The following is a 13,708-nucleotide window of genomic DNA, read 5'->3' as shown; positions in this document are numbered from 1 at the left end:
CAAATCCCGTCCTTTGCAACTGGAAACAACATACACATATTATTTATGGAGACTATTTATTTATGCATTATCATCTTCCTCTTCGTCCTTGCCGTCTTCGATTTGATAGTCGGAGTCAGCAATGACGCAGTCAACTTCTTAAACTCCGCGGTAGGTGCCAAAGCCGCTTCGTTTAAAACCATCCTTTTCATAGCCGGCGTCGGCATATTTATTGGCGCCTCCCTATCCAATGGCATGATGGACATAGCCCGGCACGGCATCTACCAGCCCGAGCACTTCTACTTTGCCGAAATCATGTGCATCCTGTTAGCCGTCATGCTGACCGACGTAGTACTGCTGGACGTATTCAACTCCATGGGTATGCCCACCTCCACTACCGTTTCATTAGTCTTTGAACTACTCGGAGGAACCTTCGCCCTCTCACTTATCAAAGTACATAATAGCGATACCCTCGGTTTGGGCGACCTCATAAACACCGACAAAGCCCTTTCCGTCATCATGGCCATTTTCGTATCCGTCGCCATCGCCTTCTTCTTCGGAATGATCGTACAATGGCTGGCCCGTGTGATATTCACCTTCAACTATACGAAAAAGATGAAATACAGCATTGCCCTCTTCGGAGGTGTAGCCGCTACCGCCATCATCTATTTCATGCTTATCAAAGGACTGAAAGACAGCTCCTTCATGACCCCCGAAAACAAACACTGGATACAAGACAACACATTGATGTTAATCGCCGTCTTCTTCGTGTTCTTCACCGTACTGATGCAAATCCTTCACTGGATGAAAATTAACGTTTTCAAAGTCATTGTATTGATGGGCACCTTCGCCCTCGCCCTCGCTTTTGCCGGCAACGATCTTGTCAACTTCATCGGTGTTCCCCTCGCAGGCTTCTCCTCTTTTATGGACTATACCGCCAACGGAGGAGGAAATCCGAACGGATTCCTGATGACCTCCCTGCTGGGGCCCGCCAAAACCCCGTGGTATTTCCTTATCGGAGCCGGAGCCGTTATGGTCTACGCCCTCTGTACTTCTAAAAAGGCACATGCCGTAATTAAAACATCCGTCGACCTTTCCCGTCAAGATGAAGGAGAAGAAACATTCGGAAGTACCCCGATTGCCCGTACAGTAGTTCGCATCAGTATGACACTTGCCAACGGAATCTCCCGCATTATGCCAAGTGGCAGCAAAGAATGGTTTGACTCCCGCTTCCGCAAAGACGAAGCTATCATTGCCGACGGAGCAGCTTTCGACCTTGTCCGCGCTTCTGTCAACCTAGTATTAGCGGGTCTGCTCATCGCCTTGGGAACTTCCCTGAAACTTCCTCTTTCTACCACCTACGTAACCTTCATGGTAGCTATGGGTACCTCCTTGGCCGACCGTGCCTGGGGACGTGATTCTGCCGTTTATCGTATTACCGGCGTATTAAGCGTCATCGGTGGCTGGTTCATCACTGCCGGAGCTGCCTTCACCATCTGTTTCTTCGTAGCCCTCGTACTTCATTATGGAGGAAATATCTCTATCATCGCACTCATCGGTATAGCTGTATTCATTCTGATCCGTAGCCAAGTGATGTACAAAAAACGCAAAGCGAAAGAACAAGGTAACGAAACTCTGAAGCAACTTATGCAAGCCACAGACAGCACAGAAGCCCTGCAACTGATGCGTAAGCACACCCGCGAAGAACTTTCCAAAGTGCTGGAATATGCAGAAACCAACTTCGAACTGACCGTCACTTCTTTCCTCCACGAAAATCTTCGAGGACTGCGTCGTGCTATGGGTTCCACAAAATTTGAAAAACAGCTCATCAAACAGATGAAACGTTCCGGCACCGTAGCCATGTGCCGCCTCGACAACAACACCGTACTCGAAAAGGGACTTTATTACTATCAAGGCAACGACTTTGCCAGCGAACTGGTTTACAGTATTTCTCGTCTCTGCGAACCTTGCCTGGAACATACCGACAACAACTTCAACCCATTGGATGCCATTCAGAAAGGTGAATTCAGCGATGTTGCCGAAGATATTACATATCTGATTCAGCAATGCCGTAAGAAAATGGAAAACAACGAGTACAACAATCTGGAAGAAGAAATCCGTCGTGCCAACGACCTCAACGGACAGCTTTCGCTATTGAAACGTAAGGAACTGCAACGTATCCAAAGCCAATCAGGAAGCATCCGGGTTAGCATGGTATATCTCACGATGGTTCAGGAAGCACAGAACGTAGTCACTTACACCATCAACTTAATGAAAGTAAGCCGTAAATTCCAAGTGGAGACTGAAATGCCGTAAAGGCTGGAAACGATAACGTTCTTCACTGGAAAAAACGAATGATAACTCGAAAGAAAAGGACTGTTTGATAAACCCTATTTATATAAGTGAGGGCATGTCAAACAGTCTTTTCTTTTTAGAAAGTGGTTGGATAAAAAAGCTCTGTTCTTTAGCATTTGATTTGATAAAATTGTATATTTATAGTCGGTAAGATATTTGAGACGATTTAAAATGCAATGGTGTAAAAATGAAATGAATGAAATATCAATTAGAAATAACTACTTTACTGGTTCCTGTCAATGTGCATCAGTTGTTTGAGAAATGTGAATGGCCCGAACTAAACAGTTTTGACAAAGAAATGGTTGAGAACTATTTCTCTGATTTGGTAAATGGTATTCAAACCGATGAGGCTTTGGACGATTGGACGCTGACCGTTGTCCTTTATATCGGCACTTATTTGGGAGCCAGCCATATTAGTATCCGGAAACATGGAATCACCGATACGACAACAAAAGAAAAAGTGTTGACGATCGGTATACCTCTCCCTTGCAGTAAAACCGTTCGTTGGGGAGTGAAGAAGAAAGAACGTTTTACCGGTAAAACACCGGATGAAAGCTATAGGAGGAATAACAGGCTGCTTCCCGTCTACTTTGCGAAATATGATACTATGGGAACCTATATTGAAGATAACATCCGGATAGCCCTTTTGAATTTGTTTGAAGTAGGTTTTACCTTGAAAGGATATAAAGTAAAGAAACGGTGATAGTAACTGAATCGTAATCAAACTTCCTTTTCATAGGGATTAAACTTGCTTATCCCGGCAGGAAAACGTATCTTTGTTGGGAAGAAAACTATAACCGCAAGTTCTGATTATAAAACCGGAACTTTTGATTATGTAATCAGAAGTTTCAGTTATAAAACCAGAACTTGCGGTTTTAGTTTGCCCTAAGGGAAAAAGAACTTTTCTTCTAGGGGAGAACAAGTTTTCTACCTATAGCTAGGATGTTTTCTATTAGTAATCAATATTTCAAATAAACTTTAGTACTATGGCAATGTATGTAATGGAAGAAATGCCCGATATTCATGGAACGGGCGAACAAGTACTTTATCCGCGGTTTGCAATGATGGATCAGGTTTCTACCGAGGAGCTGATACGTCAGATAGCATCCAGCAGTGGTTTTAATGTCGGAGATGTGGAAGGCGTAATTACACAAATAGGTATTGAGATGGCACATCAGATGGCAGAAGGCAAGTCTGTGAAGCTGGATGGCATTGGAACATTCTCTCCTTCGTTGGCGTTATGCAAAGATAAAGAGCGTGAAAAGGCCGGAGAAGGCGAAACCCATCGTAACGCACGAAGCATTGTGGTGGGAAACGTGAACTTTCGTGTAGACAGGAAGATGATAAGGCGTATCAATGGAAGATGTCTGCTGGAAAGAGCCCCGTGGAAGTCGCAACGTTCTTCACAGAAGTATACTCCGGAGCAACGGCTTGCATTGGCTGTTAGATATTTGGAGGAACATCCTTTTTTGACAGTCTACGAATACCGGAAGCTGACAGGTCTGCTGCGCACAGCGGCTACCAATGAATTGCGCCAATGGGCGTATACGCCTGGTTCCGGTATCGGGATTGATGGCAGAGGAACACATCGGGTGTATATAAAGAAAACATAATTCATCATATTTGTATGATGATACTTTGAGATTTTGAATTAAGAGCATTGGGGGAATTGCGGTGAGGGCGCTTTTCTTCAGGGACGTGCTTGAGTGATAACTAAAATTAATAAAAATGGGGAATTTGATTTCATTTATGAAGGAAGTAGCTGAAGGGCTTCGAAAAAGTGGGAATTATGGAACTGCTCATGTTTACAGGAGTAGCATGAATGCTATCATTGCATTTAACGGGAGCAGGAATCTGTCATTCAAGAAAGTGAATCAGGAGTTTCTTAAAAGTTTTGAAACGTATTTGCGGGAAAAGGATTGTAGTTGGAACACGGTTTCAACCTATATGCGTACATTGAGGGCGGTGTACAACCGCGCGGTTGACCGTCGTATGGCATCTTATATACCGCATCATTTCCGGTATGTTTATACAGGAACGCGTGCTGACAGAAAGCGTGCACTGGAAAAGGAGGATATGGAACGATTGATGAAAGAGCTTCCCAAACAAATTCATCAGGGAAGGGAGGTATTACAACGTACGCGCGCGTACTTTTTCTTAATGTTCATGCTTCGTGGTATGCCGTTTGTAGATCTTGCCTATCTTAAAAAGCAGGATATGGTGGGGAATGTGCTTACTTATCGTCGTAGAAAAACCGGGCGGCTTCTAACTGTGACGCTTCTGCCGGAAACTATGAAACTAATAAAAAAGTATATGAACACCGATTCTGCTTCTCCTTATCTTTTTCCCATACTGACTGGCGGAGAGAGTACCGAAGCTACCTACAGGGAATATCAGATAGCTTTGCGTAATTTTAACTATCAGCTTCTGTTGCTGAAACAAGTACTTGCATTGACTTCTGATTTAAGCTCATATACGGCTCGGCATACTTGGGCTACAATGGCATATTATTGCGAGATACATCCAGGCATTATTTCAGAGGCGATGGGACATTCATCTATTATCGTCACAGAGACTTATCTAAAACCTTTTAAGAATAAGAAAATAGATGAAGCGAATGTGACGATTCTATCTTCGCTGAAGAGGAGCTATGTTTGTGGCAAGTGATTGATTAATAGTACTGTTACTTTGTAGGTAACGGGAAGAAAAGACGCTGCAAATATGAGCATATTTCTTAAAACATCCAAACAAAATCGTACATTTTTTCTAATAAACTACTCAAAATAGGAATAAACACAGAAGAACACGTGGATTCTTTGTCTTAGAGCTTTGTTAACGTCTAAATTTTGCAATAGATTTCCCGCCCCTCTACTTTTTCTCATAAGCAGGGGTAAGAAGATTCGTCATATATCGTATTATTTTCTAGTATAGACTACTCTAAAAGAGCAGGCACAAGGTTTTTCCCGTTACCTACAAAGTAACGGGAAGAGGGGGAGTGAAGCGAAATAAATCATGAATTAGTACAAACAAATTTTTTATTTATTAATTGTATAACATTTAATTTACTTTTATGAGAAAATGGACGTATTTAGTCGCAACCTTGCTCATGGCAGGTACGACGGCGACATTCACGGGATGTATTGATACCGATGAACCGGAAGGCATTGCAGAACTTAGGGGAGCAAAGTCTGATTTTATCAAAGCTCAAGCTGCAGTTGAGCTTGTAGAGGCTGAATTGAGAAAAGCACAGGTTGCAGAGCAAGAATTAGTTAATGCAGGTTTGGCACTTCAGAATAAATCTGCAGAAATTGATTTGCAGTTGCATGAACTGGATATTCAGTTGAAGCAACTCCTGATTGAAAAGGAAGAAGCTGCTACTGCACAAGCAAAAGCAGAAGCGGAAGCTGCCATTGCAAAAGCGGAAGCTGACAAAACTAAGTGGGAAAATGAAAAGGCATTGATTGTTGAGCAGTATAAGGAAAAAATGCTTCTTGCCGAAACTGCCACTGCTAAAGCACAGGAAGCTTACAAACAAGCTATGGAACAGATTGAAGCTTCCAAGGTTTTGTTGACAGATGAAGAACAAGCTCGTTTGAATGGTGTACAAGCGCAAGTTGCCTATGCAAAACAAGCAATGGACAAGGCAATGTATGGATATTCAACAACTGTTATCAAAAGAATTCTGTCATCGGAAGTTGCGAATTCCACTACTACTACAAATCCGGATGAAAGCACGGAGACTAATTCTTCTACGACTAAGTATTATGTTTATCTTATTACTGAAGATCCTACCCAGTCTGCGGATGGCTATAAAGCCGGTAGCTTGAAAAAACTTCAGGAGCAATTAGCTAACTATTCTGATATAGTAGCTGATAATAATTTAGAAGCGGTTTTGGATAATGCATTGAAAAATGCAGAATTTGCTTTAGAAATGACGCAGAAGTATGCTGATAACTTGAAAGCTATCTTGGATAATGAGTATACTACTGTTGCAGATTGGGAAGCAGAAGTCAAGAAGCTGGAAGAAGAAATTGCTGCTGCAAAGGTCAAGGAACAACAGTATAATATTGAAAAAGGCAAGTTGGAAGTTGCTAATCCTAAACTGATATCTGACTTGGATGCTACTAGCAATAAGTTGGAGACTGCTAAAAATAACCAGAACTCTAACAAGAACAAAGCTAAAACAGCTGCAGCTTATTCTAAGAAAGTAGAGGCTGAAAGTGTAAAGAAAGGATTGAATGATGTAATACCTAGTGGAACAACTGTTGCTGGTTATAATTCTTCTACTGGTACTTTTGCCTATGCTAAAAGTATACAAATTACTGAAGCACAAAGTCAGATTGATGGTTGGGTTAAGCTGATTGATAAGGCTACTAAAGGTGTTGATTTGGAAAATATAGAATGGGGCAAACCACAATTGGCTACAGCTCTTGCAGCACAAAAAGAAGCTGAAGAGAACTATGCTAAAGATTATAAAGCATGGGAAGATGCAATGGCAGCTTATGATGAAAGTCTGAAAATAGAATTGGAGAAATCAGAGGTAGCCGCTAATGCTGCAATAAAGAAATATAATGGACTTAAACCGGAAGATAGAAAAAAAGAAGCTAATATTGATGCTGTAGCTACGGCTTTAGTTGCATACTATAAGGATGCATTGGCTAAAGAAGCACAAGTTACTAAGGCAACTGCGACAAAAGGAAGTGAGACGAAAAAAATCTCTGCTTGGCTGATAGCAGACGCTAATAACTTTAAAAAGGTTGTTGGAATAGACTTAGGTATTATTGTTTGGGGAAATGATGGTGACATTACTACTGCAAATGAAATATCTACTGCAAATATTGGAAAATTAATGGAGGTAGAGCAAGATTCTAATGTAAAGACTCCATTGGAAAAGTGGAAATCTGCTTCTTCTGCTGTATTTAGCGATAATTTCAATTCAGCTAATAATCCAAGAAGATTGCCAGTATCTAAGGACGAAGTAATAGCTGCGGCTGGTGGTAATCATGTAGACGCCTTGAAGAATGGTAATTATGGTTCTCTTGGTAAGATGATTTGGGCAACAGCAGAAACGGCTAGTCTACAAGCTATAATTGATCAGGTAGAAACTTACAAAGCTTTGAAAGAAGTATTTACTGCTCAAAAAGCTGTAGAACAGGCTGCTCAAGATAAAGCAAATACTGCTTTGGCGGATGCTGTAGATAAAGCTAAGAAAGCTAACGACGAAGCCCAGGCTGCTTATGATAAAGTCTTTAAAGAAGTAAATGATAATATTGCAACAGTACAAAAAGAATACGGCAGTAATGAAATTATCAAAGGTAAGATTGAAACGGAAATCACTGTTTATTTGAATAATAACTTTACTAATGGTGATTTAGGTTCTTTGGAAGCTATCAAGAATTTGGTTAAGCAAGAACATATGATTGCTTTGGCAAATGTCACTGCCGCTAAGGCCGATGTTGCTAAAGCTAAGAGAAATATAGAGAAATTAGCGGCAGGTACTTATACTGATACAGATTATATTACTGAATCATTGGCAAGTATCCAGGAAAAGATCAAAGTAAAACAGGCTGAATATGATGCTGCCAAGGCAGACTATGATGCTGCAAGCGCTCAATTGAAAGCACTTCTTGCTATCTTCTTGAAATAATTCCCTAACTACGTAAAAGTAACAAGATGATAAAAAAACTATGCACATTACTTTTGCTGACCTGTATGACAGCTGCGCCTTCAATGGCGCAGCGTTACAGCAGCAGTGATGATGCGTCGTTTGCCCCGAAAAAAGGACAGTGGCAGGTTTCAGTCCTGCTTGGTAGCGGAAAGTTCTTTAACGAGAACACTTCTTATCTGCTTCCCAAGTTCTCCAATGACGGAGGAGTAGTCGGACTTCCCAATGGAGGGAAGGATAACTCCGGCGATCTGAACCGCTATCTGAACATCGGGAGTCTGAATAATAATAGTCTGGTCAATATAGCCGGAATTGAAGGTAAGTATTTTGTGTCTGACAATTGGGATGTAAATTTCCAGTTCAGCATGAACGTCAGCCTCACTCCTAAGAAAGACTATGTAGAAGGAGACAACAGTGTACCTGACATGATTATCCCTGCGCAAAGTTATATCAATGCGCAGATGACCAACAACTGGTATGTATCTGTCGGTTCCAACTACTATTTCAAGACTCGCAACGAACGTATTCATCCATATCTCGGAGGCGCACTCGGCTTCCAGATGGCACGCATTGAAACGACCGAACCATACACCGGAGACACCTACAAGGATAGTGACGACTCGGAAGAACTTCCGTCACAGGTCTATGTTTCCGGAAGTAAAGCCGGTCAGATGTACGGTTTCAAAGTAGCTGCCGTGGCAGGTATTGAGTATAGCATTGCCAAAGGTTTTGTTTTCGGTTTCGAAATGCACCCTCTGGCTTACCGCTATGACTTGATACAGATTTGCCCGAAAGGATTTGATAAATATAACGCCAGTCACCACAATATCAAAATATTTGAAATGCCTGTGGTGAAACTGGGATTCAGATTCTAAGGATGAATGATTATACAAATGTATGAATGAAAAGAGAAAGCCGTTCAGCTGATAGTGCGGACGGCTTTTCTTTTTTAAAGAAGAATGAAGAGCTTAATGAACAGATATGTGAAACTTTTATCTTTTCTTCCGGGAATATGTCTGATAGTGGCTTGCACCGGGCATCAGATAAAAGGTTACGAGATTAACGGCAGTGCACCTTTGCCCGAATTCGAAGGAAAAATGGTTTATATGAAAGATGTTTCGAGCGGGCAGCCGGTAGATAGTGCAGAAATAATCCACGGAAAGTTTGATTTTTCCGATACGGTGACTATTGTGTCGCCCGTAGTAAAAGTGCTTTCTATTCGTGCCAACAAATCGGGACTGGAATACCGCCTCCCTGTTGTCATAGAAAATGGTAGTATCCAAGCCTATATTTCCGATGTGGTTTGCACAGGAGGAACAATGCTGAATGAACGAATGCAGGATTTTCTCATGGCTGTTGATGAATATTCTACAGCCTGTGAGAACAAGCAAACGGAACAGATAAAATCCGGATTTGCGGATTTATTGAAAAAATACATAGAAATCAATGATGACAATGCAGTAGGAGAATATATTCGGACTGCCTATCGTTCATCACTTTGATGCAATCAGATTGCTTTTAAGACTATAAACTAAATTTCCCACATAATAATATCCTCTCCAGATATTTCCTCCATATTTTTATAGAAGGGAATGTTGCATAAGAGAGACAGAAATGCGCCCTTGTGAAAGTCCATATTTCTGTATTGTTATGTTTTGAGGACGTTCCCGTATTTCCCATTCCCTTTTTCCCCCGGGAACGTCCTTTTTCAATGACCTTCTGTTGTATATTTCATATAACTTACACTGTATGGAAGAATCTAGTGGATCTGTACTATTGGTAACTTTTCATACAAAGATAGTGTTTTTTACAAATACTTTATATCTTTGCAAAACAATGGCATATGCCGGGATTTAACCATACCACTGAAAATATGAAAACAAAAACTTTATTGGGCTTCTTTCTTCTTTCTGTTATGGCTTTTTGTGTATCAGCCTGTCAAGATGATGCAGAGATTATCTTATTTAGTGGTTCCGAACTGGTTGACGAAACAGGAACTTGTACAAACACTGTTTCTTCTACAGTCTTGTATCTTAACGGATGGGAAGCGGAGAATATCGGGATAGCCAATGGAAAAGGTGGCTACTCTGCACAAAGCTCCGATGAAACAATTGTGACAGCAACAGTCATCGACAACCGATTATGGCTTAGTTCGCATGGTAAAAAAGGGAAAGTAACGGTTACCGTTACTGATAAGGATGGTAATTATGTCACCCTGCCTGTGACTGTTTCTTATGGCGTATTGACATTTATGTGCGTCGACCAACCTGAATTTCAGGTTTCCAGACCCAGTGAAGATATGTTGTCATTGGATTCGGAAAGCGAGTTGCAGGAAAAAGTAAATGTGGCAATGGCTCCTTATTCTTTTATAAATAAAGGAGATATCTGTATTTTGCGGCCGGATGATGTATATCATTTATCTGAAGAAGGAACAGGAGGGAAATTCATTTATAAGACAGAGGATGAGCAAATTCTTGTTGAAGGAACATACCAGATAGAGTGGGCTTCATTGGGTGGAAAACAGAAAAAGGCTTTTGTCTTTACATATATAGATAAAAATAATGTAGAGCAACAACACACGTTTTTTAATTTTAGTCCGTATTTAGGAACTCAAAGTTCTACAAGAGAAAGAGGACCGATTACTACGGCATGGTTGGAGGAGGTATCCGATTCACCTTATCTGGAAGGAGTTTTGCCGGCGGATAGAACAGTTGTATATTGGGTGGATACAGTGATTCCCAGTTTGTCTGCCGAGGATTTATAATCATCTGGAAGGATTTATCGGTTCACATTTGAAATGATTCTCTTCGAAATTAATTTTCTTTTTGTGGCAAATAAAAAGGCACGGGAATGAAAGATTTCCCGTGCCTTCTCTTACTTAGTATTTGATACCTTTACGGTATTGTTATGCGTTCAAAGCCTGTTCGATATCAGCAATGATATCATCCGCATTTTCGATACCTACCGATAGGCGGATCAGGTCCGGACGTACACCGGCTTCCATCAGTTGCTCATCCGTCAACTGGCGGTGAGTATGGCTTGCCGGATGGAGCACGCAACTACGTGCATCGGCTACGTGAGTAACGATAGCGATGAATTCCAGTGAATCCATAAACTTGATAGACACATCACGTCCGCCTTTCAGACCGAAGGAGATAACTCCGCAAGAACCGTTCGGCATATATTTCTGTGCCAGGCTGTAATATTTGTTGTCCGGCAGACCACAATAGTTTACCCAAGCTACTTTCTCATTTTTAGAAAGATATTCAGCCACTTTCTGTGCGTTACGGCAGTGTTGAGGCATACGTAAGTGCAGTGTCTCAAGTCCCAGATTTAATAAGAAAGAGTTTTGCGGGCTTTGGATGCTGCCGAGGTCACGCATCAGTTGCGCAGTTGCTTTGGTGATGTAGGCACCTTTGCCGAATGCTTTCGTGTAAGTTAGCCCGTGGTAAGACTCGTCCGGCGTACAAAGTCCCGGGAATTTTTCTGCGTGAGCATCCCAGTCAAAATTACCGCTATCTACGATACAGCCACCTACGCTTGTAGCGTGTCCGTCCATATATTTGGTAGTAGAATGAACTACGATGTCAGCTCCCCATTCAAACGGGCGACAGTTGATAGGAGTAGGGAAGGTGTTGTCAACAATCAAGGGGACCCCGTGACTGTGTGCGATACGTGCGAACTTTTCAATATCCAACACTTCCAGAGAAGGATTGGAAATTGTTTCGCCAAACAAAGCCTTTGTGTTCGGTTTGAAAGCTGCAGAAATTTCTTCTTCGCTGGCATCCGGATTTACGAAAGTCACATCGATGCCTAGTTTCTTCATTGTCACTCCGAACAGGTTGAACGTACCTCCATAAATAGCGGAGGAACAAACGAAGTGATCTCCTGCCTGGCAGATATTAAAAATGGCATAGAAGTTGGCTGCCTGACCGCTGGAAGTCAGCATAGCGGCTACACCACCTTCAAGAGCGGCGATTTTGGCGGCAACAGCGTCATTCGTTGGATTTTGCAGGCGGGTATAAAAGTAACCACTGTCTTCCAAATCGAACAGGCGGGCCATTTGCTCGCTGGTATCGTATTTGAAAGTTGTACTTTGATAGATGGGCAATACGCGTGGTTCGCCTTTTTTAGGCGTCCATCCAGCCTGTACACACAGGGTTTCCGGTTTGAATTGTTTTGTCATAATGTTATCGGGTTTTAATGTTTTATTTCAAAAAATGTTTTAATGCTGCAAAAGTAGGGAAAATAATTGTATTTTTGCCCTGTTTATGAGTGAAATGATAACTCTTGCGAAGGAGATAGTTAATGTAGTTATGAAAAATAAACTCTATATTCTTTTATTCTTAGCTTTTCTTTTTTCGGGCACAACTCTTTGGGCGCAGCAGAAGGCAACTCCGAAGGCGGGTGAGGGCATCTCTTCTTTTCTGTTGAGGCACAACCGTTCTCCGAAGAAGTATTACGACGATTTTATAGAGTTGAATAAGCAGAAGCTGGGAAAGAATAATGTGCTTAAAGTAGGCGTGACTTATGTTATTCCTCCGGTAAAGAAATCGACAACTACTTCTGCCAAGACTACTCCTGCCAAAAACACGGGTGCCAAGAACACAACTTCCGAAGGCGCCGGGACAAAGCAAGCATCTTCAAAAGCTAAATCGACAAAAATAGGAACCACCATCAACGAACCTCTGTTTGGAAAGCAACTGGCTAATGTGAAAGTCACTTCCAACCGTCTTGCCGGTGCTTGTTTCTATGTGGTCAGCGGACACGGAGGTCCCGATCCGGGAGCTATTGGAAAAGTGGGTAGATACGAACTGCATGAAGATGAATACGCTTATGATATTGCACTCCGTCTGGCACGTAACCTGATGCAGGAAGGAGCCGAAGTGCATATCATCATTCAAGATGCCAAAGATGGTATTCGGGATGATTCGTATTTGTCGAACAGTAAACGTGAGACTTGTATGGGGGATGCAATTCCTTTAAATCAAGTGCAACGCCTTCAGCAACGTTGTGATAAAATAAACGCCCTTTACCGGAAAGATCGTAAGAATCACTCTTATTGCAGGGCGATTTTTATTCATATCGATAGCCGTAGTAAGGGAAAACAAACGGATGTATTTTTCTATTATTCGAATAAAAAAGGAGACAGCAAACGACTGGCGAATAATATGAAAGATACGTTTGAGTCAAAATATGATAAGCATCAGCCTAATCGGGGTTTTTCCGGCACAGTGAGCGGGCGTAACTTATACGTGCTTTCCCATACCACTCCCGCTTCCGTTTTTGTGGAGTTGGGCAATATCCAGAATACGTTCGATCAGCGTCGGTTGGTGATAAATTCCAATCGTCAGGCACTCGCAAAATGGCTGATGGAAGGCTTCCTGAAAGATTACAAGGAGAAGAAATAACATTTTTGCTTCTCCTTTCGTGAACAAAATAAAAATCTGAATGTTTTATATATGCAAATCGCCTGATGGCTACTTGTAGGTATGCGAATATATATAGGCTAGTGAATATGCCTCCCCGGCATAACAGGAAGATTGCATAGTAGTTTTGTCGTGTTTTATTTTGTGTTTGTGTTGTGACGGTGCTGCGATGTGAATCGGGGTGCCGTTTTTTTTCGTTTCTCTTGAATTCGTTAAGAGCACGTTATTTCATTTTCTTCTCATTTTATGATATAAAATCTTCTCAATTCAATGAACAAAA

Annotated in this window: 10 protein-coding genes; 9 read left to right on the top strand and 1 reads right to left on the bottom strand. The window is 41.7% G+C overall.

The window, feature by feature from the left end; translation table 11 throughout:
* Positions 1-45: 45 nt before the first annotated feature.
* From DW173_RS17605 to DW173_RS17570, 8 genes are all read left to right on the top strand, one after another.
* Positions 46-2,295, top strand: coding sequence for an inorganic phosphate transporter (locus DW173_RS17605; RefSeq protein WP_120144887.1), 2,250 nt, complete (start codon positions 46-48; stop codon positions 2,293-2,295).
* A 235-nt stretch (positions 2,296-2,530) separates the two neighbouring features.
* Positions 2,531-3,037, top strand: coding sequence for an Imm9 family immunity protein (gene imm9 / locus DW173_RS17600; RefSeq protein WP_008026601.1), 507 nt, complete (start codon positions 2,531-2,533; stop codon positions 3,035-3,037).
* A 283-nt stretch (positions 3,038-3,320) separates the two neighbouring features.
* A complete protein-coding gene (locus tag DW173_RS17595) occupies positions 3,321-3,947 on the top strand; it encodes an HU family DNA-binding protein (RefSeq protein WP_015531513.1) in 627 nt (208 codons plus the stop codon).
* 115 nt (positions 3,948-4,062) lie between these two features.
* The gene (locus DW173_RS17590) at positions 4,063-5,001 is read left to right on the top strand and encodes a tyrosine-type recombinase/integrase (RefSeq protein WP_074708701.1); all 939 of its coding nucleotides are present in this window, start codon (positions 4,063-4,065) and stop codon (positions 4,999-5,001) included.
* A 403-nt stretch (positions 5,002-5,404) separates the two neighbouring features.
* Positions 5,405-7,981, top strand: a complete 2,577-nt coding sequence (locus tag DW173_RS17585; protein ID WP_120144886.1) for a hypothetical protein — start codon at positions 5,405-5,407, stop codon at positions 7,979-7,981.
* A 26-nt stretch (positions 7,982-8,007) separates the two neighbouring features.
* Complete coding sequence (locus tag DW173_RS17580) at positions 8,008-8,874, top strand: BT1926 family outer membrane beta-barrel protein (protein ID WP_008026605.1); 867 nt, start codon at positions 8,008-8,010, stop codon at positions 8,872-8,874.
* Positions 8,875-8,958: 84 nt separating this feature from the next.
* Positions 8,959-9,501 (top strand): DUF4369 domain-containing protein, encoded by a 543-nt coding sequence (locus DW173_RS17575; RefSeq protein ID WP_008026606.1) that lies wholly within the window; start codon positions 8,959-8,961, stop codon positions 9,499-9,501.
* Between the two features lie 341 nt (positions 9,502-9,842).
* Positions 9,843-10,763: a hypothetical protein gene (locus DW173_RS17570; protein WP_118407742.1), complete on the top strand. Its 921-nt coding sequence runs from the start codon at positions 9,843-9,845 to the stop codon at positions 10,761-10,763.
* Between the two features lie 141 nt (positions 10,764-10,904).
* On the opposite strand, the gene DW173_RS17565 is transcribed toward DW173_RS17570, so the two are convergent.
* Positions 10,905-12,185, bottom strand: a complete 1,281-nt coding sequence (locus DW173_RS17565; protein WP_120070946.1) for an O-acetylhomoserine aminocarboxypropyltransferase/cysteine synthase family protein — start codon at positions 12,183-12,185, stop codon at positions 10,905-10,907.
* 130 nt (positions 12,186-12,315) lie between these two features.
* Between DW173_RS17565 and DW173_RS17560 the strand changes: the two genes are divergently transcribed.
* A complete protein-coding gene (locus DW173_RS17560; protein WP_117684067.1) occupies positions 12,316-13,410 on the top strand; it encodes an N-acetylmuramoyl-L-alanine amidase in 1,095 nt (364 codons plus the stop codon).
* Positions 13,411-13,708: the final 298 nt, after the last annotated feature.

The sequence above is a fragment of the Bacteroides sp. AM16-13 genome (assembly GCF_003602705.1).
GTDB lineage: Bacteria > Bacteroidota > Bacteroidia > Bacteroidales > Bacteroidaceae > Bacteroides > Bacteroides xylanisolvens.
The sequence above is the reverse complement of the archived record's forward strand: the minus strand, read 5'-3'. Positions and strand labels throughout refer to the sequence as shown.